This is a genomic window from Streptomyces sp. NPDC102258 (genome assembly GCF_055584685.1).
This window is the reverse complement of record NZ_JBVJLO010000006.1, coordinates 70,458-92,766: the sequence shown is the minus strand read 5'-3', so window position 1 is coordinate 92,766 and position 22,309 is coordinate 70,458. Positions and strand designations below refer to the sequence as shown.

The following is a 22,309-nucleotide window of genomic DNA, read 5'->3' as shown; positions in this document are numbered from 1 at the left end:
CGGCGGGTCAACGCACCTCGGGGGGAAGACGATGCTCAGCTCGACCAGCTCGACCAGCTTCCACACGGCCCGGCGGCGCCGGGCCGCGACCGCCGCCCTGACCCTGTCCCTGGCCCTGCTCGCGGCGGCCTGCGGCAGCGGCGACGCCAAGCCGAAGGCCGCCGCGCCGCCGTCCGCCCCGCCCGCGGCCGCGACGCCGACGCCACCCGCGACCGCCACCGCGTCCCCGTCCGCGCTCCCCGTACCGGGCGCCACGCCGCCGCTGTCGCCGACCGCCCCCGCCCCGGCCGGCAGCGGCTTGCCCGCCGCCGGACCGGAGAAGGTACGGGACGCCTTCGCCGGGCTCCAGGCCACCCTGGGCGAGTCCTGCACCCCGGCGAACTGCGCCTACTTCCTCGGCCGCGTCCACGACGAACTCCACCGCCTGGACCGCGCGTTGAAGGCCGACCCGAAGGGCCCCGGCCACTTCCCCGAGCCGATCGCGGCGATCGCCGGACTGGACGAGGAGCTGGGCGGGGACAGCGGCTTCGAGAACCTGAAGAAGCACCAGAGCACCCTCATCGCCGCCCGCGACGAGATCAACGACTGGATGCAGGACCACCCCGACGACTACCGCTGACCCGGGCGCACCTCACCGAGCTCGTACGTGAAGACGTAGGCGACGGAGGGCTCGCCGTGCCGGGCGGTGAAGGCGCCGCTGCCGCGCAGCCCGGCCAGCTCGCGGGTGCCCGAACCCGGCACGACCTCGAAGGCGCACCGTACGGTGCCGTCGGCGTCGAACGAGCCGCGCTCCTCGACGGCGAAGCCGCCCCGGCGTCCGTCGAGGCCGCCCTCCAGCACCTCCATGCCGGCGAACGTACCGGTCCCGTCGGCGAGGTAGGCGATGGTGTACGCGCAGGTGGTGTCCGCGGCCTCGATACCGCCGGTGAAGGTGTTGACGACAGCGGCGCGGGCCAGCCCCGGCCGCCCGCCACCCGCGGCGAGCGGGTGCTCCTCCCAGTCGGCGGCGGTGAAGTGGCCGGTGGTCCGTACGGGCATGGTGGTGCTCCTCCGCATCGGCCGCGCGGGCTGTTCCGCGCGGCAGGGGACCAGCCTGGCGCCCGTACCTGACACCTCGTGTCAGGTACGGGCGTACGGGGAGGAGAATGGCCCCGTGCGCGCCGACCGGCTTCTCTCCCTGCTCCTGCTGCTCCAGAACCGCGGCCGGATGACGGCTCCCGAACTGGCCACCGCGCTGGAGGTGTCCGTCCGCACCGTCTACCGGGACGTCGAGGCGCTCGCCGCCTCGGGCGTCCCGGTCCTCGCCGACCGCGGACCGGCCGGCGGCTACCGCCTCATGGACGGCTACCGCACGCGGCTGACGGGGCTCACCGACGCCGAGGCCGGTTCGCTGTTCCTCGCCGGGGTCCCCGGTCCGGCGCACGAGCTGGGCCTGGGCGCGGTGCTCGCGACCGCTCAGCTCAAAGTGGAGGCCGCGCTCCCGGCGGCCCTGGCCGACCGGGCCCGGCGCGTCCAGGACCGCTTCCACCTGGACGCGCCCGCCTGGTTCCGGGACGCCGACCCGGTGCCCCACCTGGCGGCCCTCGCCCGGGCGGTGTGGGAGCAGCACGTGCTGCGGGCCCACTACCGGCGCTGGCGCGGCGAGGTCCACCGCGAGCTGCGCCCGCTGGGACTCGTCCTCAAGGCGGGCATCTGGTACGTGGTGGCGCTGGGGGAGGAGGCCGTACGCACCTACCGCGTCTCCCGGTTCCTGGCCGTCGAGAGCCCGGGGGAGACCTTCGAGCGGCCGGCCGGCTTCGACCTGGCGGCCTACTGGGAGCACTCCTCCCGGCGCATGGAGGCCGCCCTGCACCAGGACACCGCCCGGCTACGGGTCTCCCCGAGCGCGGCACGCCTGCTGCCGGTGCACTTCGGCGCGGCGGGCCGCCGCGCACTCGACGGGGCCGGCCCGCCGGACCGGGAGGGCTGGGTGGAGGTACGGCTCCCGGTGGAATCCCCCGCCGTGGCGGTCGCCGACCTGCTCCGCCTCGGCGCCGACGCGGAAGTCCTCGACCCCCCACACCTACGCGAAGCCATCGCCCACACCGCCCACGCCCTGGCCCGGCGCTACGCGTAGCCGCGTCGGGGCACAAATGATGGAAGGCCGTAGCTTTACGGCCGCCCCGAATTTCAGGAAATTGGTTGTTTTCGCCTGCCTGGCTCTAGTGAGAGTAAGCGCGGGGCTCTCACAGGCATGCTCCGGAACATTTCACCGTTCTGCTGGCGCCCGTGTGATGCGTTACAACAGCGACTGGCCGGCAGAGCCATCCGCGATCCGGCGTGCTTAGACGCTCGGCCCGACAGCAACAGACATGAGACGGCCCCCGGCGGGGCTGTCATCCGGGTTGAGGGTCGGACCAAGCCGGAAGCCTCAACCTTCCCTGTGGCTCCCCGGCATCTGCTGTCGTCAGCTTCGCTGAGGCTCCACCATCGTGCCCCTTCCCATGCGCCTGCCCTGTGCGTCGAAGGTGCCGATCCGGACCGCGTCCGTGGCGCGCTGAGGCCACTGTGTATACGCCTCTCCGATCGCCTGGGCCTGCATGTCGGAGTCGGTCTTCTTCGAGTTCAGGTCGGTATGGACGTAGGCGTACACGGCGTCTCCCTCCACCACGCGCTGCACTGCCTTCACATGGCTCACGACGGACCAGTCCGGGTTGTTCTCGGAGGCTGCCCATGCCTTGAAGAGTTCGCCGTCCCTGGCCTCGTCCTGGAGGTAGAACCCGTGGGGCTCGGGTGTGAGGTGGTCAGGTACAGCGAGGTCTCCCTTCGGATGGCCCTCCAGTGAGCATCCGGCCAGTGCAAGGAGGGAGGCGGTCAGCAGCAGGCGGCGTGTGATCAAGGGGGCCCCTCGGGTGCAGGAATGGGAGAGCCCCCACACCGTAGTCAGTGCGGGGGCTCGGGGGACAGTGAGGTGTTACATGGTCAGTTCGTCGGCCTTGTCGCCCCAGTTCCCGCCGTACGGGTAGCTGTAGCTGTGCAGGTTTCCGAGGCATCCACCCAGTCCGGTGATGATGGACGGGTCCAGCATCCCGGTGCGCCAGTCGTAGAGTGTCATGCCGCCGGACTCGTCGTTGTTGCAGGTGGACGACGCCTGGTCGCGGAAGGAGTAGTCGCCCAGGTTTTTCGAGCCGTCGCTGTAGAAGGTGAGCTGGCGGCCGTAGTACCAGATGTCGGCCCAGATGCGGGTGGAACCGAACGGGGTGTAGGCGGTGCCGTCCCCGTCGACCGCTATGGCCATCGAGCCGGACTTGTTCGGTGCGCCCTTCTTCATCGTCAGGTCGGATCTGCCTTCGGGCGCCTCGGGAATCGCGCGCTTGGTACCCTTCGTGGCTTTCTTGTAGGAGTTGGTTGCGGCCTTCTCCTCGTCTTCGGTGTCGAAGCACTTGACGGTGAGGTCGGGGTATTCGGTGCAGTTTTTGGCGGTGCCCCAGCCGTTCTTGGTCAGGTTGATCTTCTTGCCCTTGTACGTGGCGAAGATGTCACCGGTCTTCTTGGTACCGGCCCGGTCGGCCTGCTCCTTGGCCTGTTCCGCGGCAGGGTCGACGGTGTCGGCACTGGCGACCTGGGCACCGGCGAGCACGAGCAGCGTGGCGGCGAAGGGTATGGCGATCTTTCGGGTCTTCCACACGTCTCCTGGAATCCTGGTGAGAGATCGGGTGAATTCCCCACCCTACTAACTGAGTTGGGGGTCACCAAGGAGATTTCACAGGCTGGGACGGGAGTGGAAGCGGGTCCCCCGGTTCGACGGGTTGGTGCGGCTGAGCGGCGCGTGGGGGACGGGAAGGTTAGGGGTCCATGGCCGGGGCCAGGTCGTTGAAGAGGGCGATGGCCGAGGCGAGCGTCTCCTCCAGCGGCGGGATCACCGATGAGGTGGAAGCCCCGCCGGGCGAAGAACTCGATCAGCTCGAAGCAGCAGTCGTGGTCTTCGGTCGCGAACAACCGGGCACCTGCAATCTCCGGCCGCCGACTCCTGAGCCCGACGTCCCTGCCCCCCGCTTCGGCGGTATCCTCTTGCCGCGCCAGCGCGTCTGACCCCTTTGGTCCACCGGAGCGGGGTCATTTGTGTCGCGGAACAGCAGCGGGGCGCCTCGCCGGTCAGTAGCGCTCGGCGCTGATGCGGCAGGGTTCGCCGGTCGGCCATATGCGGCTATCCGGCTGTCGCATACCGATTCCGGGCACGGGCTGTTGCACAGGCCGCGGCAAATGAGCCAGCCGCTTCTGCGGTTTCGGCGAAGCCGAATCCAGCTCGGCCGTTGTCTCCGCAATCGTCCCATCGGGCGGGCTTTGCACCGGGTCTCGCGCTACTACCTGTAGTGCTTCCGCAAAGGCGCTGGCAGACGTCGAGAAGCGTCAGAAGTGTTCCGCAGTTCAGAGGGCAAATTCGAGGGAGCGGGGCCAAGCCCTGCTTGGCCCCGCTTCATCCGGATCCCTAGATGTCGCGGAAGATCTCGATCTGGGCGCCCACCGAGTTGAGGCGCTCCGCCAGTTCCTCGTAGCCGCGGTTGATGACGTAGACGTTGCGCAGGACCGAGGTGCCCTCGGCGGCCATCATGGCCAGCAGGACGACCACGGCCGGGCGCAGGGCCGGCGGGCACATCATCTCGGCGGCGCGCCAGCGGGTCGGGCCCTCCACCAGGACCCGGTGCGGGTCCAGGAGCTGGAGGCGGCCGCCGAGGCGATTGAGGTCGGTCAGGTAGATGGCCCGGTTGTCGTACACCCAGTCGTGGATCAGGGTCTGGCCCTGGGCGACGGCGGCGATGGCGGCGAAGAACGGGACGTTGTCGATGTTCAGCCCGGGGAAGGGCATCGGGTGGATCTTGTCGATCGGTGCTTCGAGCTTGGAGGGGCGCACCGTGAGGTCGACCAGACGGGTGCGGCCGTTGTCGGCGACGTACTCCGCGGAGCGGTCGTGGTCGAGGCCCATCTCCTCCAGGACCGCGAGCTCGATCTCCATGAACTCGATCGGCACCCGGCGGATCGTCAGCTCCGACTCCGTGACCACGGCGGCGGCCAGCAGGCTCATCGCCTCGACCGGGTCCTCGGAGGGGGAGTAGTCGACGTCGACGTCGATGACGGGGACGCCGTGCACGGTCAGCGTGGTGGTGCCGATGCCCTCGACCTTGACGCCCAGCGCCTCCAGGAAGAAGCACAGGTCCTGGACCATGTAGTTGGAGGAGGCGTTGCGGATGACGGACACGCCGTCGTGGCGGGCCGCGGCCAGCAGCGCGTTCTCGGTGACCGTGTCCCCGCGCTCGGTCAGCACGATCGGGCGGTCGGGGGAGACCCCGGCCTCGATCTTGGCGTGGTAGATGCCCTCGGTCGCGGTGATGTCCAGGCCGAAGCGGCGCAGGGCGATCATGTGCGGCTCGATGGTGCGGGTGCCGAGGTCGCAGCCGCCGGCGTACGGCAGCTTGAAGCTGTCCATCCGGTGCAGCAGCGGGCCGAGGAACATGATGATGCTGCGGGTGCGGCGGGCCGCGTCCGCGTCCATGGCGTCCATGTCGAGGCGGGCCGGCGGGACGATCTCCAGGTCGACGCCCTCGTTGATCCAGCGGGTGCGGACGCCGATGGAGCCCAGGACCTCAAGGAGCCGGTAGACCTCCTCGATGCGCGCCACCCGGCGCAGCACGGTGCGGCCCTTGTTGAGGAGCGAGGCGCACAGCAGCGCCACGCACGCGTTCTTGCTCGTCTTGACGTCGATGGCCCCGGACAGGCGGCGGCCGCCCACGACGCGCAGGTGCATCGGTCCGGCGTAGCCGAGAGAGACGATCTCGCTGTCGAGTGCTTCGCCGATTCGGGCGATCATCTCAAGGCTGATGTTCTGGTTGCCGCGTTCGATGCGGTTCACCGCGCTCTGGCTGGTGCCGAGTGCGTCGGCGAGCTGACTCTGTGTCCAGCCCCGGTGCTGCCGAGCGTCACGGATGAGCTTGCCGATGCGTACGAGGTAGTCGTCTGCCATGGATGCACCGTATCTCAGATATGAGATGCCTTCCGTTCCGGGTGTGGCAGACGGGTGTTACCGACCGTCAGCTCCCCGGACCTTTAGAACATCACGCCGAATACGGACATCCAACCTCTTCTGCGCATCGGCCGCCCGTCGTCACCCGTCAGTGGCCGCAGGCGTGGTGGCGCCCGCCGTGTACCGCCGCGTACGTGGCCGGGCGCGGTCCGGACCCCGCGGCGCGGGCCAGCCGGGCCGCGGCGGCCCGGCCCGCCGCCGAGTCCGCGTCGTGCACGACCCGGCCGCCGACCAGGGTCATCCGTACGCCGGTGCCGCTGATGTCGGCCACCGGACAGCGGGTCACATCCCGGTCCAGCAGCACCAGGTCCGCCGCCTTGCCCGGCTCGACCGTGCCCGTCAGCCCCTCCTGCCGCAGTTGCCACGCCGTCCCGGCCGTGTGCATCCGCAGCACCGAGGTCCGGCTCAGCCCCTCCAGCTCCCGGTACAGCTCGCCCGAGCCGAACGCGCCCTGCCGGTCGATCGCGGCCCGCAGCTGGTTCCACACCTGGAGGGCGTCCACCGGCCAGTCGGAGCCGCCGGTCAGCCGGGCGCCCGCGCGCTCCAGGCTGCGTGCCGGGTACATCCACCGGTGGCGGCGCGGACCGATGTACGGGAGCAGGGCGTCCATCGTCCAGGTGTCCTCGGACGCCCACTGGAGCTGCATGCAGGCCGCGACGCCCAGTTGCGCGAAGCGCGGCAGGTCCGCCGGGTCCACGAGCTGCAGGTGTGCGATCGCGTTGCGCGCGTCCCGCTGCCCGGTCGCCCGGCGGGCGTACGCGTACCCGTCCAGAGCCGTCCGTACCGCCCGGTCACCCAGCCCGTGGGCGTGCAGCTGCCAGCCCGCCCGGTTGAACGCCTCCGTCAGCCGGCCGTAGTCGGCCGCCGAGGTGTACAGCTCGCCCCGGTTGCCGGTCGGCTTCCCGTGCCCGTCCAGGTACGGCTCCAGCAGGGCGGCCGTCTGCGCCGGGTACTCGATGACCCCGTCCAGGAACACCTTGACCATGCCGAACCGCAGGCCCGCCACCCCCTCGAACTCCTTGCGCAGACCGCGCGCGTACGCCAGCGAGCCCGCCGGGTCCTTCGTCTGACCGGCGTCGAGCCGGATCGCCGGCACGATCCGCTGCGGCAGCTTCCCCGCCGCCGACAGTGCCTGGTAGAGCTCCAGCTCGTGCCGCCCGACCAGGGCGTCCATCATCGTGGTGACCCCGGACGCGGCCGCCAGCTCCAGCACCCGCGCGCAGGCCGCCACCAGTTCGGCCCGGGAAGGCTCCGGGACGTGCCGCTTCACCAGGTCCTGCGCGTCGTCCTTCAGGACCCCGGTCGGCTGCCCGTCGGCGCCCTTCACGATCCGGCCGCCGACCGGGTCGGGGGTGGCCGCCGTGATCCCGGCGATGTCCAGGGCCCGCTGGTTCGCCCAGAGGTTGTGGCCGTCGCCGCCGACCAGCGCGACCGGTCTGCGGGTCGCCAGGGCGTCCAGCATCGTGTGGTGCGCCACGGTGCCGGTCGGCAGCAGTCCGACCGGGTTCCAGTCCTCCACCACCAGCCAGCGGTCCGGCTCCGCGTCCGCGCCCCCGGTGTCGGCGAGGAAGCCGGTCAGCAGCTCCCGCAGGGCGGCCAGCGTGGTCTCCGCCCCCTCCAGCGAGGGCCGCAGGGAGCGGTCCCCGGCGCCCAGCGGGTGCACGTGCCCGTCGTGGATACCGCTCATCACGGTGTTCCCGCGCGCGTCGACGAACGCGGTGTCCCGCCCGGCGTGCCGGCGCACCGCGGCGCCGCTCCCGGTGGCCAGGACCTTCCCGTCCCGCCCGACCGCGACCGCCTCCACCGGCGCCCCGCCGCCGCCCGTGGTCCCGGTGAACACCCGGGCGTTGTGGATCACCAGGGCGGCCGAGCCGCGCCCGCCGGAGGAGCCGGCCGCGGCGGCGGGGCCCGCGCCGAGGAGCCCGGCGGCCCCGGCCGCGCCGACGGCCCCGAGCAGGCCGCGCCGGGAGAGGGGGGAGGACGAAGCGGAAGCAGAGGTCATGGCCACTCCAAAGGTCGGTGTGGCCAGGACACTGGATGATTAACCCCTTAACCAGAACCCGTCGCGGCCGACGAAATCCGCACCGCCGTCCGTACGATGACCCCGTGCCCGGGCCCCTACCGACCATCGCCGACATCGCGCGCGCCGCGGAGGTCTCCACCGCGACCGTCTCGCACGCGCTGGGCGGCACCGGCCGCGTCGGCGAGTCCACCCGCCGCCGGGTCCGCGAGGTGGCCGCCGCCCTCGGCTACGGCGGCCGCCGCGGCCCGCGCACCCGTGCGCTCGGCGTCGCCGTCACCACGTACGCGGGCTCCGCCTGGAACTACGTCGAGATCGCCTACTTCTCCCGGCTGCTGACCGCCGCCACCGCGGCCGCCCACGCCCGCGGCTACGCCCTCACCGTGCTGCCGGCCGACCGGGGCGGCGAGCCGCTGTGGCACACCCTCGCCGTCGACGGGATGCTGCTGCTCGACAGCCCGGCCGGCGATCCGGTGCTCCGCGCCCTGCGGGCCCGCGGCCTGCCGGTGGTCTTCGACGGCCGGCCCCCGGACCTGCGGCCCGAGGACGTGTGGGTGGACAACGACCACGAGGCCACCACCCGCGAGGTCCTCGACCACCTGGCCGCCTCCGGGGCCCGCCGGATCGCGCTGCACGCCGGGTACGGCCGCGACCACTACACCGAGGCGGTCACCGCGGCCCACGCCCGCTGGTGCGCCGCGCGCGGGACCGAACCCCTGGTCGTCCCGTTCGACCCGGGCGACACCCCCGGGCACGCCTTCGACGCCGCGTTCGCCGCGCCGGGCCGGCCCGACGCCGTGTACTGCGTCTACGACCCCGGCGGCCGCCAGGTGCTGGCCGCCGCCGCGCGCCACGGGCTGCGGATACCGCGCGACCTGCGGCTCGTCTGCGCGAGCGAGGACCCCTCGTACGCGGCCGGCGACCCGGCGGTGAGCACCGTGACCCTCTGCCCGGACGTGATCGGCGAGAGCGCCGTCACCGCCCTGGTGTCCCTCCTGGAGACCCCCCACGACACACCCCCGGGCCGGCGAACCGCCCCGACCGCCCTGACGGCACGCACGTCCTCCGCCACGTGGTCGCGCTGAGCGCTGGAGGGCCGGCCGCCGATGTGGCCCATGCCGCATGACCCGGGGCGTGGCGATGTACTAGAGTTATCTCGACATCGAGATATCTGCCGAAGGCGCACCGCAGCCGCCCCTGCGAGTAAGGCTTACCTAACTTAGCCTTACCTTAGCGGATTGGCCACAGGGCGTGGCGGCAGGATTGCGGTAATACGCGCGAAATCATGCATGAAGGAGACTGTCGTGTCGGCGAACAGCTTCGACGCCCGCAGCACGCTGCAGGTGGGCGACGAGTCGTACGAGATCTTCCGGCTGGACAAGGTCGAGGGCGCCGCGCGCCTTCCCTACAGCCTGAAGGTCCTGCTGGAGAACCTGCTCCGCACCGAGGACGGCGCGAACATCACCGCCGACCACATCCGGGCGCTCGGCGGCTGGGACTCCCAGGCCCAGCCCAGCCAGGAGATCCAGTTCACGCCGGCCCGCGTGATCATGCAGGACTTCACCGGCGTGCCCTGCGTCGTCGACCTCGCCACCATGCGCGAGGCCGTGAAGGCCCTCGGCGGCGACCCGTCGAAGATCAACCCGCTGGCCCCGGCCGAACTGGTCATCGACCACTCGGTCATCGCCGACAAGTTCGGCACCAACGACGCGTTCGCCCAGAACGTGGAGCTGGAGTACGGCCGCAACAAGGAGCGTTACCAGTTCCTGCGCTGGGGCCAGACCGCCTTCGACGAGTTCAAGGTCGTCCCCCCGGGCACCGGCATCGTCCACCAGGTCAACATCGAGCACCTGGCCCGTACGGTCATGGTCCGCGGCGGCCAGGCCTACCCCGACACCCTCGTCGGCACCGACTCGCACACCACCATGGTCAACGGCCTGGGCGTGCTGGGCTGGGGCGTCGGCGGCATCGAGGCCGAGGCCGCGATGCTCGGCCAGCCGGTCTCCATGCTGATCCCGCGCGTCGTCGGCTTCAAGCTGACCGGCGAGCTGCCGACCGGCACCACCGCCACCGACCTCGTGCTGACCATCACCGAGATGCTGCGCAAGCACGGCGTCGTCGGCAAGTTCGTCGAGTTCTACGGTGAGGGCGTCGCCGCCACCTCCCTCGCGAACCGCGCCACCATCGGCAACATGTCGCCGGAGTTCGGCTCGACCGCCGCGATCTTCCCGATCGACGAGGAGACGCTGAAGTACCTGCGCCTGACCGGCCGCGACGCCCAGCAGGTCGCGCTCGTCGAGGCGTACGCCAAGGAGCAGGGTCTGTGGCTGGACCCGGCCGCCGAGCCGGACTTCTCAGAGAAGCTGGAGCTCGACCTCTCCACGGTCGTCCCCTCCATCGCCGGCCCGAAGCGCCCGCAGGACCGCATCGTCCTCGCGAACGCCGCCGAGCAGTTCGCCGTCGACGTACGCAACTACGTCAGCGACGACGAGGAGGCCGGCAAGGAGTCCTTCCCGGCGTCCGACGCCCCGGCGTCCTCCAACGGTGTGCCCACCAAGCCCACCCTGGTGACCCTGGCCGACGGCACCTCCTTCGAGATCGACCACGGCGCCGTCACCGTCGCCGCGATCACCTCCTGCACCAACACCTCGAACCCCTACGTCATGGTCGCCGCGGCGCTCGTGGCCAAGAAGGCGGCCGAGAAGGGCCTGACCCGCAAGCCGTGGGTCAAGACCACCCTGGCCCCGGGCTCGAAGGTCGTCACGGACTACTTCGACAAGGCCGGCCTGACCCCGTACCTGGACAAGCTGGGCTTCAACCTGGTCGGCTACGGCTGCACCACCTGCATCGGCAACTCCGGTCCGCTGGACGAGGAGATCTCGAAGGCGATCAACGAGGCCGACCTCGCCGTCACCTCGGTGCTCTCGGGCAACCGCAACTTCGAGGGCCGCATCAACCCCGACGTCAAGATGAACTACCTGGCCTCCCCGCCGCTGGTCGTCGCGTACGCCATCGCGGGCTCCATGAAGGTGGACATCACCAAGGACGCCATCGGCATCGACACCGACGGCAAGCCGGTCTTCCTCGCGGACATCTGGCCCTCCGAGGCCGAGGTCAACGACGTCGTGGCGAACGCCATCGGCGAGGACATGTTCAACAAGTCCTACCAGGACGTCTTCGCGGGCGACGCCCAGTGGCAGGCGCTGTCGATCCCGACGGGCAACACCTTCGAGTGGGACCCGCAGTCGACCTACGTGCGCAAGCCCCCCTACTTCGAGGGCATGACGATGGAGACCACCCCGGTCTCCGACATCGCCGGCGCCCGCGTGCTGGCGAAGCTGGGCGACTCGGTCACCACCGACCACATCTCCCCGGCCGGCGCCATCAAGGCCGACACCCCGGCCGGCAAGTACCTCACGGAGCACGGCGTCGAGCGCCGCGACTTCAACAGCTACGGCTCCCGCCGCGGCAACCACGAGGTCATGATCCGCGGCACGTTCGCCAACATCCGCCTGCGCAACCAGATCGCGCCGGGCACCGAGGGCGGCTTCACCCGCGACTTCACGCAGGCCGACGCGCCGGTCGCCTTCATCTACGACGCCTCCCAGAACTACCAGGCCGCCGGCATCCCGCTGGTCATCCTGGCGGGCAAGGAGTACGGCTCGGGCTCGTCCCGCGACTGGGCCGCCAAGGGCACCGCGCTGCTCGGCGTCAAGGCCGTCATCGCCGAGTCCTACGAGCGCATCCACCGCTCCAACCTGATCGGCATGGGCGTCCTGCCCCTGCAGTTCCCCGAGGGCGCCACGGCCGCCTCGCTCGGCCTCACCGGCGAGGAGACCTTCTCCTTCACCGGTGTGGAGGAGCTGAACAACGGCACCACCCCGCGCACGGTCAAGGTCACCACCGACACCGGCGTGGAGTTCGACGCGGTCGTCCGCATCGACACGCCGGGTGAGGCCGACTACTACCGCAACGGCGGCATCATGCAGTACGTGCTCCGGAACCTGATCCGCGGCTAGTCACCGCTCGGGCGCCACAGGCACCCAAGGGCCGTATCCCCTAAAAGGGGGTGCGGCCCTTCCGCGTATCCGGGGCCGGGGTGAGGTTTCGGAGAGGTCTCAACTCGGAAATGTCTGTGCATGATCTTGCTCACACGAGCAGAAGTGGACTATACCTGTGCCCGTCCGGCCTGCCGAGTTTTCGAACGGCACCGGACCGGGGGATGGGCGGGGACCTGCGGTGACGTCCGCATGCACGGCGCCGGCCGTGATTTCCGGCCTCCTTCACACTTCTGACGAAGGCGAGGACAAGAGCATGGGATCCACTGGTGAGGGCTTCGGCCGCCGTGACCTGATCAAGCGCTCTGCGGCGCTGGGACTGATCACGGTGCCCACGATGAGCTTCCTGTCCGCCTGCGCCTCCGGCGGGGACGACACCTCCACGAAGGGGCCCGACAAGGCCGCGGTGACCAAGGAGAACCCCTTCGGCGTCGCCAAGGGCGGCAAGATGGACGTCGTCGTCTTCAAGGGCGGGTTCGGTGACGACTACGCCAAGGCGTGGGAAGCCGCCTTCGACAAGAAGTGGGGCACCACCACCTCCCACCTCGGCACCCAGGAGATCGCGGGCAAGCTCCAGCCGCGCTTCAACGGCGGCAACCCGCCGGACGTCATCGACGACTCGGGCGCCCAGCAGATCAAGGTCGACGTCCTCGCCAAGGGCGGCCAGCTCGCCGACCTCACCCAGGTCCTCGACGCTCCCTCCCTGGACGACCCGGCCAAGAAGGTCCGGGACATGCTGATCCCCGGCACCGTCGAACAGGGCACCCAGGGGGGCAAGTTCGTCGCCCTGTACTACGTCTACACCGTGTTCGGCTTCTGGTACTCCGGCAAGCTGTTCAAGGAGAAGGGCTGGAGCGAGCCCAAGACCTGGGACGAGTTCCTGGCCATCTGTACGAAGGCCAAGGAAGCTGGCATCGGCGGCCTCGCCCACCAGGGGAAGTACCCGTACTACATCAACGTCGTCATCATGGACCTGATCGCCAAGAAGGGCGGCCTGGACGCGATGAAGGCGATCGACAACCTCGAACCGAACGCCTTCGAGGGCAACCCCGCCGCCCTCGCGGCGGTCGAGGCGGTGTACGAGGTCGTCGAGAAGGGCCTGCTGATGCCGGGCACCAACGGCCTCACCCACACGGAGTCCCAGACCGCCTGGAACCAGTACAAGGCCGCCTTCATCCCCTCCGGCTCCTGGCTGGAGAACGAGCAGCTCAAGCAGACGCCCGAGGACTTCGACATGAAGTTCCTGCCGGTCCCGCTGCTCGCCGACAGCAAGCTGCCCTTCGAGGCCATCCGGGCGGGGGCGGGCGAACCCTTCATCGTCCCCGAGAAGGCCGCCAACAAGGCCGGCGGGCTGGAGTTCCTGCGCTCGATGCTGTCACGCGAATGGTCGACCCTCTTCGCCCAGCAGGCCAACTCCCTCACCGTCGTCAAGGACGGCGTCAACCCCGACGTGAAGCTGCGTCCGGGCACGCAGTCCGCGGTGGCGGCGGTCAAGGCGGCCGGGACCAACACCTTCAACTACCTGTACCCCGACTGGTACAGCGAGATGGACACCGAGATCCAGAACGCGTCCAATGAGCTGATGGCCCAGCGGATCCAGCCCAAGGAATGGATCAAGCGGGCCCAGGCTGCGGTAGACAAGGCTGCCAAGGACCCGAACGCGAAGAACAACCGCCGCAGCTGACGTCACGGACGGGACGGACACCATGAGCCACGTTGCCCGCGGCACAGGACGGGGCGGTTTCATCACCGGCTTCCTGATCCTGCCGCTCGCGCTGTACCTGACCTTCGTCATCTGGCCCTACATCCAGACGTTCGGCTACTCCTTCACCGACTGGTCGGGCCAGTCGCCGACGTTCCGGTTCGTCGGCCTGGACAACTACGCGACGCTGATGAAGGACGAGGTCTTCCGCGGCGCCCTGTGGCACAACCTGCTGCTCCTGGTGTTCGTCCCGGTGATCACCATCCTGCTCGCGCTGTTCTTCGCCTTCATGGTGAACGCGGGCGGCCGCAGCGGCGCCGGCGGAGTGCGGGGCGTGCGCGGATCGGGCGTCTACAAGATCGTCTACTTCTTCCCGCAGGTCCTCTCCCTCGCCATCCTCGCGGTGCTCTTCGGCGCCGTGTACCGCAGCGACGCGGGCGGCCTGCTCAACGGCTTCCTCACCAAGCTCGGCCTCGTCGACCCGGCCCGGCCCGTCGAATGGCTGAACGAGCCGAACCTGGTGCTGTGGTGCCTGCTCATGGTGGTCGTCTGGCACGGCGTCGGCTTCTACCTGGTGCTCTTCTCCGCCGCCATGCAGTCCATCCCGAAGGACATCTACGAAGCCGCGCTGCTGGACGGCGCAGGCCGGGCCCAGACCTTCTTCAAGGTCACCCTGCCCCTGCTGTGGGACTCGGTGCAGACCTCCGCCGTGTACCTGGGCATCGCCGCGATGGACATGTTCGTCCTCGTGTCCACCATGACCTCGGGCCAGTTCGGCGGCGGCCCCGACCACCACAGCGAGGTCATGGCGACCGTGCTGATGCGCAACTTCCTCTACTTCGGCAAGAGCGGATACGCCTGCGCCATGGGCGTGGTCATGCTCGTCCTGACCATGATCCTTTCCATTGTCACGCTGCGTGCCACCCGCCGCGAGCGCATCGAGTTCTGAGCGGGAGACACCGATGACCACAGTGATCAAGGCCCCCGGAGAGGCCGCCGCCGAGCGGCCCGGCGGCGCCGGCCGCCGCGGCGGGAAGGGCGGCAAGGGCCCTTCGGACGGCATGGTGCTCAACGTCTTCTCGCACGGGTTCCTGGCCCTCTGGGCGATCCTGATCGTCCTGCCCCTGATCTGGCTCGCGCTCGGCTCCTTCAAGACCGACTCACAGATCGGCGGCTCCGCGCTCAGCTGGCCCTCGAACTGGCACTTCGACGCCTTCTCCCGCGCCTGGGACAAGGGCATCGGCGACTACTTCGCCCACACGCTGATCGTGCTGGTGTTCTCCGTCCCGCTCACCATGCTGCTCGGCTCGATGGCGGCGTACGTCCTGGCCCGCTACCCCTTCCCGGGGAACCGGGTCGTCTACTACTTCTTCGTCAGCGGGGCCATGTTCCCCGTCTTCCTGGCGCTCGTCCCGCTGTTCTTCATGGTCAAGCGCCTCGACATGCTCAACACGTACCAGGGTCTGATCCTCGTGTACGTGGCGTACTCGCTGCCGTTCACCGTCTTCTTCATGCACTCGTTCTTCCGGACACTGCCCACGGCGGTCCACGAGGCGGCGGTGATCGACGGGGCCTCCGACACCCGGATCTTCTTCCAGGTGATGCTGCCGATGGCCAAGCCCGGCCTGATCAGCGTGGGGATATTCAACGTCCTGGGCCAGTGGAACCAGTACATCCTGCCCTCCGTGCTGATGCAGCCCCAGAGCGGATCGGACCCCGAGCGCTACCTGCTCACCCAGGGCCTGATCCAGCTCCAGTACCAGATGGGCTACGAGACGGACCTGCCGGTGCTGTTCGCCGGCGTGACCATCGCGATGATCCCGATGCTGGTGGTCTACCTGTCCTTCCAGCGGCAGATCCAGGCCGGGCTGACCTCGGCCACCCTCAAGTAGCGCCGGGTCCGCAGGCGGGGCCGGGGACCACCGACCAGCTGACCGCCGAGACCGAGGGGTCGAGCGAGAGGTTGCTGACCGCTTCCTCCAGCGCCCGGGCCCCCTGGCCCTCGGCGGTCAGCAGCGCGGAGACGGTCACCCGGCCGGGCTCCGGGCCGTCCTGGCTGCGGATCTCCCGCAGCAGGTGGCCCGGCCGGCCCAGCGCGTCGACCAGCCGGTGGCGGATGTGGGCCTCCTCCGCCTCCAGGCAGACCGCCTCGAAGTGGTAGTCCACGGCCACCTCCGCGCCACCGCGCGGCTCGCGGTCGAGCCGCCGGCCCAGCGGGCGCAGCAGGAGGTTCGCCCCCACCACGCCCGCCGTGCCGAAGGCGGCCAGGACGAACAGGCCCACCCCGGCGAGGCAGCCCACGGCCGCCGAACACCACAGGGTGGCGGCCGTGTTCAGGCCCCGGACGCTCAGCCCGTCCCGCATGATCACCCCGGCGCCCAGGAAGCCGATGCCCGAGACGATCTGGGCGGCGACCCGGGAGCCGTCGTACTCCACCTCGGAGACCGCGCCGAGGAACCCGTACTGCGAGAGCAGCACGAACAGCGCCGCCCCGCCCGCGACCAGGGAGTTCGTCCGCAGGCCCGCCATCCGGGCCCGCCACTGCCGTTCCAGGCCGATGACCGCCCCGAACCCGAGCGCGGCCGCCAGGTGCCCGGCCATCTCCCACTGTGTGAGCAGCGTCATCGGCCCCTCTCCTTCCTACAGCCAGGTCTTGAAGGTGCGGATGTACCAGGTCTTCACCAGCTGGGTGAGCGTGCAGTACGCGAGCAGCACGCCGATCAGCCAGGGGAAGTAGCTCGCCGGCAGCGCCACGAAGCCCAGCGAGGGGGCCAGCGGCGAGAACGGCAGCCACAGCCCGGTCAGTACCGCGAGGACGGTCGTCACCAGGACCGGCCAGGAGGCACGGGACTGGATGAAGGGGATCCTGCGGGTGCGGATCATGTGGACGATCAGGGTCTGCGAGAGCAGGCCCTCGACGAACCAGCCGGACTGGAAGAGCGACTGGGCGGCCTCGTTGTTCGCGCCGAAGACGCTCCACATGATCACGAACATCGCGATGTCGAAGATCGAGCTGATGGGGCCGATCGTCACCATGAAGCGGAAGATGCCCTTGGCGTCCCAGTTGCGCGGCTTGCGCAGGTACTCCTCGTCCATCCGGTCCCACGGGGTGGCCAGCTGGGCGAGGTCGTAGACCAGGTTCTGCATCAGCAGCATGATCGCGAGCATCGGCTGGAAGGGGATGAACGCGCTCGCCACCAGCACCGAGAAGACGTTGCCGAAGTTCGAGGATGCCGTCATCTTGATGTACTTGATGGTGTTGCCGAAGGTGGTGCGGCCCTGGACGACGCCCTGCTCCAGGACGGTCAGGTCCTTCTCCAGCAGGATGATGTCCGCCGACTCCTTGGCGATGTCGACGGCGGTGTCGACCGAGATGCCGACGTCGGCGTCGCGCAGGGCGGCCGCGTCGTTGATGCCGTCGCCGAGGAAGCCGACGGTGTGCCCCTCGGCCTGCAGGGCCCGTACGATCCGGGCCTTCTGGACCGGGTTGGCCTTGGCGAAGACCGTCGTACGGGCGGCCAGCGCGCGCAGCGCCTCGTCGTCGAGGGCGTCCAGCTCGGAGCCGCAGACCACCTGGCCCACCTCGATGCCGACGTCCGCGCAGACCCGGGCCGCCACCAGCTCGTTGTCGCCCGTCACCACCTTCACCGCGATGCCCTTGTCGGCCAGGCCCCGCAGGGCCGTGGCCGCGGAGGCCTTCGGCGGGTCGAGGAAGGCGAGGAAGCCGACCAGGGTCAGCCCGTCCTCGTCGGCGACGGTGTAGGTGTCGCGCGGGGCCGTCACCGTCCGGGTGGCGACGGCGAGGACGCGCAGGCCCCGCCGGTTGTTCTCCTCCGCGATCCGGGTGACGTGCCAGCGCAGCTGCTCGGTGAGCTCGACCCGCTCGCCGCGGTCGCGCAGGTGGGTGCAGAGGGCGAGGACCTCCTCCACCGCACCTTTGGTGATCATGACGTGCTCGGCGCGGCCGGCGGCGCCGAGCACGCCGTTGCGGTCCAGGACCACGGACATCCGGCGTCGGACGAAGTCGAAGGGGATCTCGTCGACCATCGAGAACCGTGCGTCGACGACAACCTCCTCGGCCTCGTCCACGCGGTCGATGACCGCCTGGTCCAGCAGGTTCCGCAGGCCCGTCTGGAAGTGGGCGTTGAGGTAGCCGTACTCCAGCACCTCGGCGTCCTCGGTGCCGTGCACGTCCAGGTAGCGGTCCAGGACGATCCGGTCCTCGGTGAGGGTGCCGGTCTTGTCGGTGCACAGGACGTCCATCGCGCCCAGGTTCTGGATCGCGTTCAGCCGCTTGACGACCACCTTCCGCCGGGACATGGCCACGGCTCCGCGCGCCAGGTTGGCGGAGACCACCATCGGCAGCATCTCGGGGGTCAGCCCGACCGCCACGGCGACGGCGAAGAGGAAGGCCTCGTCCCAGTCGCCCTTGGTGAAGCCGTTGATCATGAAGACGACGGGGACCATGACGAGCATGAAGCGGATCAGCAGGAAGCTGACGCGGCGCACGCCGTTGTCGAAGTTGGTCTGCGGCCGCTCGCCGGTCAGCGAGCCGGCCATGGAACCGAAGTAGGTGCCGGCGCCGGTGGCGACCACCACGCCGATCGCGGTGCCGGAGGTGACCGAAGTGCCCATCAGGCAGAGGTTGTCGGCCTCGACCGGGTCGGCCGTCGTGTGCTGCCCGAGGTCCTCGGTACGGGTGTCGGCCTTGGCCACCGGCAGGGACTCGCCCGACAGCGAGGCCTGGGAGACCATCAGGTCCTTCGACGTCAGCAGGCGCAGGTCGGCCGGGATCAGGTCACCGGCGGCCAGCTTGACCAGGTCGCCCGGGACCACCTGCTCCATCGGCACCTCGAAGGTGGTGGGGCCCGAACCGCCGCCGGCCCGGCGCTGCACCGCGCAGGTGGTGGTGACCAGCTTCTTCAGCGCGTCGGCCGCCCGGCCCGAGCGGTACTCCTGCCAGAAGCGCAGCAGACCGCTGACGCCCACCATGACGGAGAGGATGACGACGCCCGGGTCGGCCGGGTCCTGCCAGAACATGATGGCGGCCAGGAAGACCAGTACGCCGATGAAGGGGTTGCAGAACGCCTTCGCGAGCTGCGTGAACCAGCGCGGGGCGCGCTCGTGGGCGACGGTGTTGGCGCCGTGGCGCTCCAGGCGCAGCGCCGCCTCGGTGTGGGTGAGGCCGCCGCGCGAGGTGTCCACGTCCTGGAGGACCCGGACGGCCGGACGGGAGCTGACGGCGGCGAGGCGCTCGCCGACGCGGCGGGTCCCGGCCTCCAGCTCGGCGGCCTTGCGCTCGCGGCGGGAGCGGCCCGGCGGTGCGAGCTTCGCGGGGGTACGAGGGGTGAGCATGGTCATGACGATTACCTCCGTCCACCGTGTCCGGGCAGCGCGCAGCCGCGCGGTCACGGGGAGTGGTCATGGGACGGCGCGGCAGGCCGCGAAGGGCCCCGGACGCACCGGTGGGCATGGATGACGCATGCCTGTCACGGAGTACGGGGCATGCGGGAGGAATGGAGAAGGAAGAGGACGCACGCATGCGGGCAGCGAAAGGCCGCCGTGCCCGTCAGGGCCGTGCGCGGGAGGGAACGGGTCGGCTGATCAGAAGGTCAGCGGACGCGGGCGCTGCAAGGACTTCGATCGGGACTCATCCCGAACACCTCCTCGCGTAGCGCCGTCATCACAGGGTGCCAGGTCCGGCCGGAAAGGCCGCAGAGGACCGGCGCCTCAGCGACCGTAGCACGATCCAGGAGGCCCCAGTTCCTCCTTTTGGCCAGAGGTGTCCCATTCGTACTGCGTCAGCCTCTTGACGTCTGGAGGGGCAAAGGCTCGACTTAAGGTTCACAAGTTGGAGAGACGCCGGGGTCTCGGAGCGGGCAGCCGCGACGACCCGGCCGGGGGCGACGGCTGGCCGTCGCTTATGGGCAGGAGTGGATGAGTCGTGCAGACTCCCGGATCGCAGTCCTCGCTGCATCGCGCGAACCTCGAACGGGTCGTGCGGGCCGTGCGCCTCGCGGGTTCGCTGACCCAGGCGGAGATCGCCCGCACCACCGGACTGTCGGCGGCGACGGTCTCCAACATCGTCCGCGAGCTCAAGGACGCCGGGACCGTCGAGGTCACCGACACCTCGGCCGGCGGCCGCCGGGCCCGCAGCGTCTCGCTCAGCGGGGACGCGGGCATCGTCATCGGGGTCGACTTCGGCCACACCCACCTGCGGGTGGCGGTCGGCAACCTCGCCCACCAGGTGCTCGCCGAGGAGTCCGAGCCACTGGACGTGGACGCCTCCTGGGTGGAGGGCTTCGACCGGGCCGAGGCGCTGGTCGGGCGGCTGATCGAGGAGGTCGGCGTCGGCCGGGACAAGGTCATCGGCGTGGGGCTCGGCGTCCCCGGTCCCATCGACGTGGAGTCCGGGACCCTCGGCTCCACCGCGATCCTGCCGGGCTGGGCCGGGATCAACCCGCGCCGCGAGCTCTCGCAGCGCCTGGGCGTGCCCGTGTACGTGGACAACGACGCGAACCTCGGCGCGCTGGGCGAGCTGGTCTGGGGCAGTGGCCGGGGGGTCAAGGACCTGGCGTACATCAAGGTCGCGAGCGGCGTCGGCGCGGGCCTGGTGATCAACGGCCAGATCTACCGGGGACCGGGCGGCACCGCCGGGGAGATCGGGCACATCACCCTGGACGAGTCCGGCCCGGTCTGCCGCTGCGGCAACCGCGGCTGCCTGGAGACCTTCGCCGCCGCCCGCTACGTGCTGCCGCTCCTGCAGAGCAGCCACGGCCCGGAGCTGACGATGGAGCGGGTGGTCGAGCTGGCCCGCGGCGGGGACCCGGGCTGCCGCCGCGTCATCACCGACGTCGGCCGGCACATCGGCAGCGGCGTGGCCAGCCTGTGCAACCTGCTGAACCCGAGCCGGGTGGTGCTGGGCGGATCGCTCGCCGAGGCGGGTGAACTCGTACTGGCTCCCATCCGTGAATCAGTGGGGAGGTACGCGATCCCCAGCGCGGCCCGGCAGTTGTCGGTGCTGACGGGGTCGCTCGGGGGCCGGGCGGAAGTGCTCGGCGCGCTGGCCCTCGTACTGAGCGAGATGGGCGATTCAACGCTTTTGGCAGAAAATGGAATGGGCGTGCGCGCGCCCGCCGTCATGTCTTCAGTTAGATAACGGATGGCACCGTTGTCATCTCGTTAAGGATTCACTCCTTGACGGCAAACTTGCGGCCGGGGTTGACTCACATCCACCTCGGCCGCAGTGTTGCGGCCTCGTCAGGGAGGTTCAAGTAATGAACACGCGTATGCGTAGAGCCGCCGTAGCCGTAGCCGCCGGCGCCATGGCCGTCTCGCTGGCCGCCTGTGGCAGTGCCAAGGAAGCGGGCGGGGACGCCGCGAAGAAGCCCTCGGGTTCCGCCGCCGGCGACGCCATCAAGGTCGGTCTGCTCCTGCCGGAGAACCAGACCGCGCGCTACGAGAAGTTCGACAAGCCGCTGATCGAGAAGAAGGTCTCCGATCTGACGGGCGGCAAGGCCGAGGTCGTCTACGCCAACGCCAAGCAGGACGCGACCACGCAGAACTCCCAGGTCGACACGATGATCACCAACAAGGTGAACGTGCTGATCATCGACGCGGTCGACGCCAAGGCCATCGCGGGCTCGGTCAAGAAGGCCAAGGACGCCGGTATCCCGGTCGTCGCCTACGACCGCCTCGCCGAAGGCCCGATCGACGCCTACACCTCCTTCGACAACGAAGAGGTCGGCAAGGTGCAGGGCAAGGCGCTCCTGGAGGCCCTGGGCGACAAGGCCAAGGACGGCCAGATCGTCATGATGAACGGCTCCGTCACCGACCCGAACGCCGCGCTCTTCAAGAAGGGCGCGCACTCCGTCCTGGACGGCAAGGTGAACATCGGCAAGGAGTACGACACCAAGGAGTGGAAGCCGGAGAACGCCAACACCAACATGGCGGGAGCGCTCTCGGCGATCGGCAAGGACAAGGTCGTCGGCGTCTACTCCGCCAACGACGGCATGGCCGGCGGCATCATCACCGCCCTCAAGGCCGCCGGCATGTCGCCGCTGCCGCCGGTCACCGGCCAGGACGCCGAACTCGCCGGTGTGCAGCGCATCGTGGCGGGCGAGCAGTTCATGAGCGTCTACAAGCCCTACGCTCCCGAGGCCTCCGCCGCCGCCGAGATGGCCGTCGCCCTCGCCAAGGGCGAGAAGATCGACGGTGTCGTCAACAACAACGTGGACAGCCCCACCACCAAGGGCGTCCCGTCGGTGCTGATCCCGGTCGTCTCGCTCACCAAGGCCAACATCAAGGACACCGTCATCAAGGACGGCGTCTACACGGTCGACGAGATCTGCACCGACAAGTACACGGCCGCCTGCACCACCGTCGGCCTGAAGTAATCCGCGCGGCGAGCGCGCAGCACGTCTCCTTCTTCCGCGAGACGACCCCACGCCTGCCCGGCGCCCCGCCCTTTC

Annotated in this window: 17 protein-coding genes; 10 read left to right on the top strand and 7 right to left on the bottom strand. The window is 70.0% G+C overall.

What is annotated here, in order from left to right:
* The first annotated feature begins 31 nt into the window (after positions 1 to 31).
* Positions 32 to 619, top strand: a complete 588-nt coding sequence (locus ACZ6ZT_RS12440) for a hypothetical protein (protein WP_469718551.1) — start codon at positions 32 to 34, stop codon at positions 617 to 619.
* On the opposite strand, the gene ACZ6ZT_RS12435 is transcribed toward ACZ6ZT_RS12440, so the two are convergent.
* A complete protein-coding gene (locus ACZ6ZT_RS12435; RefSeq protein WP_469718548.1) occupies positions 610 to 1,038 on the bottom strand; it encodes a DUF3224 domain-containing protein in 429 nt (142 codons plus the stop codon). The two genes, ACZ6ZT_RS12440 and ACZ6ZT_RS12435, sit on opposite strands and share 10 nt — an antisense overlap.
* Positions 1,039 to 1,153: 115 nt before the next feature.
* Between ACZ6ZT_RS12435 and ACZ6ZT_RS12430 the strand changes: the two genes are divergently transcribed.
* Positions 1,154 to 2,116, top strand: a complete 963-nt coding sequence (locus ACZ6ZT_RS12430) for a helix-turn-helix transcriptional regulator (protein WP_469718545.1) — start codon at positions 1,154 to 1,156, stop codon at positions 2,114 to 2,116.
* Between the two features lie 330 nt (positions 2,117 to 2,446).
* Here the strand turns inward: ACZ6ZT_RS12430 and ACZ6ZT_RS12425 are convergent, their stop codons facing one another.
* Both ACZ6ZT_RS12425 and ACZ6ZT_RS12420 read right to left on the bottom strand, forming a co-directional pair.
* Positions 2,447 to 2,878: a hypothetical protein gene (locus ACZ6ZT_RS12425; protein ID WP_469718542.1), complete on the bottom strand. Its 432-nt coding sequence runs from the start codon at positions 2,876 to 2,878 to the stop codon at positions 2,447 to 2,449.
* A 75-nt stretch (positions 2,879 to 2,953) separates the two neighbouring features.
* Entirely contained in the window at positions 2,954 to 3,667 is a 714-nt protein-coding gene (locus tag ACZ6ZT_RS12420; RefSeq protein ID WP_469718540.1) for a hypothetical protein, read from the bottom strand.
* A 197-nt stretch (positions 3,668 to 3,864) separates the two neighbouring features.
* On the opposite strand from ACZ6ZT_RS12420, the gene ACZ6ZT_RS12415 reads away from it, so the two are divergent.
* The gene (locus ACZ6ZT_RS12415; RefSeq protein ID WP_469718539.1) at positions 3,865 to 4,071 is read left to right on the top strand and encodes a hypothetical protein; all 207 of its coding nucleotides are present in this window, start codon (positions 3,865 to 3,867) and stop codon (positions 4,069 to 4,071) included.
* Positions 4,072 to 4,468: 397 nt separating this feature from the next.
* Here ACZ6ZT_RS12415 and ACZ6ZT_RS12410 read toward each other — a convergent pair whose 3' ends face one another.
* Positions 4,469 to 5,998: a helix-turn-helix domain-containing protein gene (locus ACZ6ZT_RS12410; RefSeq protein WP_469718538.1), complete on the bottom strand. Its 1,530-nt coding sequence runs from the start codon at positions 5,996 to 5,998 to the stop codon at positions 4,469 to 4,471.
* Positions 5,999 to 6,146: 148 nt separating this feature from the next.
* Entirely contained in the window at positions 6,147 to 8,060 is a 1,914-nt protein-coding gene (locus ACZ6ZT_RS12405) for an amidohydrolase (protein WP_469718536.1), read from the bottom strand.
* A 104-nt stretch (positions 8,061 to 8,164) separates the two neighbouring features.
* On the opposite strand from ACZ6ZT_RS12405, the gene ACZ6ZT_RS12400 reads away from it, so the two are divergent.
* From ACZ6ZT_RS12400 to ACZ6ZT_RS12380, 5 genes are all read left to right on the top strand, one after another.
* Positions 8,165 to 9,163: a LacI family DNA-binding transcriptional regulator gene (locus tag ACZ6ZT_RS12400; protein WP_469718533.1), complete on the top strand. Its 999-nt coding sequence runs from the start codon at positions 8,165 to 8,167 to the stop codon at positions 9,161 to 9,163.
* Between the two features lie 219 nt (positions 9,164 to 9,382).
* Positions 9,383 to 12,097 carry an aconitate hydratase AcnA gene (gene acnA / locus ACZ6ZT_RS12395; protein WP_469718531.1) on the top strand — a complete coding sequence of 905 codons (2,715 nt, stop codon included), beginning with the start codon at positions 9,383 to 9,385 and terminating at the stop codon, positions 12,095 to 12,097.
* A 295-nt stretch (positions 12,098 to 12,392) separates the two neighbouring features.
* Positions 12,393 to 13,820, top strand: coding sequence for an N-acetylglucosamine/diacetylchitobiose ABC transporter substrate-binding protein (gene ngcE, locus ACZ6ZT_RS12390; RefSeq protein WP_469718528.1), 1,428 nt, complete (start codon positions 12,393 to 12,395; stop codon positions 13,818 to 13,820).
* A gap of 22 nt (positions 13,821 to 13,842) precedes the next feature.
* Positions 13,843 to 14,787 (top strand): carbohydrate ABC transporter permease, encoded by a 945-nt coding sequence (locus ACZ6ZT_RS12385; protein WP_469718524.1) that lies wholly within the window; start codon positions 13,843 to 13,845, stop codon positions 14,785 to 14,787.
* A gap of 13 nt (positions 14,788 to 14,800) precedes the next feature.
* Complete coding sequence (locus ACZ6ZT_RS12380; protein ID WP_469718520.1) at positions 14,801 to 15,730, top strand: carbohydrate ABC transporter permease; 930 nt, start codon at positions 14,801 to 14,803, stop codon at positions 15,728 to 15,730.
* Here ACZ6ZT_RS12380 and ACZ6ZT_RS12375 read toward each other — a convergent pair.
* On the bottom strand, positions 15,723 to 16,463 hold the full coding sequence (locus tag ACZ6ZT_RS12375) for an MgtC/SapB family protein (RefSeq protein ID WP_469718518.1): 741 nt from the start codon (positions 16,461 to 16,463) through the stop codon (positions 15,723 to 15,725). The two genes, ACZ6ZT_RS12380 and ACZ6ZT_RS12375, sit on opposite strands and share 8 nt — an antisense overlap.
* Before the next feature lie 15 nt (positions 16,464 to 16,478).
* A complete protein-coding gene (mgtA, locus tag ACZ6ZT_RS12370; protein WP_469718515.1) occupies positions 16,479 to 19,199 on the bottom strand; it encodes a magnesium-translocating P-type ATPase in 2,721 nt (906 codons plus the stop codon).
* A 583-nt stretch (positions 19,200 to 19,782) separates the two neighbouring features.
* Here mgtA and ACZ6ZT_RS12365 point away from each other — a divergent pair.
* Both ACZ6ZT_RS12365 and ACZ6ZT_RS12360 read left to right on the top strand, forming a co-directional pair.
* Positions 19,783 to 20,997: an ROK family transcriptional regulator gene (locus tag ACZ6ZT_RS12365; RefSeq protein ID WP_469718511.1), complete on the top strand. Its 1,215-nt coding sequence runs from the start codon at positions 19,783 to 19,785 to the stop codon at positions 20,995 to 20,997.
* A gap of 118 nt (positions 20,998 to 21,115) precedes the next feature.
* Positions 21,116 to 22,234: a sugar ABC transporter substrate-binding protein gene (locus ACZ6ZT_RS12360; RefSeq protein WP_469718507.1), complete on the top strand. Its 1,119-nt coding sequence runs from the start codon at positions 21,116 to 21,118 to the stop codon at positions 22,232 to 22,234.
* Positions 22,235 to 22,309: the final 75 nt, after the last annotated feature.

What these genes read in the sequence shown, in the direction of transcription:
- ACZ6ZT_RS12440 (WP_469718551.1), top strand. Translation starts at nt 32, where the DNA reads ATGCTCAGCTCGACCAGCTCGACCAGCTTCCACACGGCCCGGCGGCGC.
- ACZ6ZT_RS12435 (WP_469718548.1), bottom strand. Translation starts at nt 1,038, where the DNA reads ATGCCCGTACGGACCACCGGCCACTTCACCGCCGCCGACTGGGAGGAG.
- ACZ6ZT_RS12415 (WP_469718539.1), top strand. Translation starts at nt 3,865, where the DNA reads ATGGCCGAGGCGAGCGTCTCCTCCAGCGGCGGGATCACCGATGAGGTG.
- ACZ6ZT_RS12410 (WP_469718538.1), bottom strand. Translation starts at nt 5,998, where the DNA reads ATGGCAGACGACTACCTCGTACGCATCGGCAAGCTCATCCGTGACGCT.
- ACZ6ZT_RS12405 (WP_469718536.1), bottom strand. Translation starts at nt 8,060, where the DNA reads ATGACCTCTGCTTCCGCTTCGTCCTCCCCCCTCTCCCGGCGCGGCCTG.
- ngcE (WP_469718528.1), top strand. Translation starts at nt 12,393, where the DNA reads ATGGGATCCACTGGTGAGGGCTTCGGCCGCCGTGACCTGATCAAGCGC.
- ACZ6ZT_RS12385 (WP_469718524.1), top strand. Translation starts at nt 13,843, where the DNA reads ATGAGCCACGTTGCCCGCGGCACAGGACGGGGCGGTTTCATCACCGGC.
- ACZ6ZT_RS12380 (WP_469718520.1), top strand. Translation starts at nt 14,801, where the DNA reads ATGACCACAGTGATCAAGGCCCCCGGAGAGGCCGCCGCCGAGCGGCCC.
- ACZ6ZT_RS12375 (WP_469718518.1), bottom strand. Translation starts at nt 16,463, where the DNA reads ATGACGCTGCTCACACAGTGGGAGATGGCCGGGCACCTGGCGGCCGCG.
- mgtA (WP_469718515.1), bottom strand. Translation starts at nt 19,199, where the DNA reads ATGACCATGCTCACCCCTCGTACCCCCGCGAAGCTCGCACCGCCGGGC.
- ACZ6ZT_RS12360 (WP_469718507.1), top strand. Translation starts at nt 21,116, where the DNA reads ATGAACACGCGTATGCGTAGAGCCGCCGTAGCCGTAGCCGCCGGCGCC.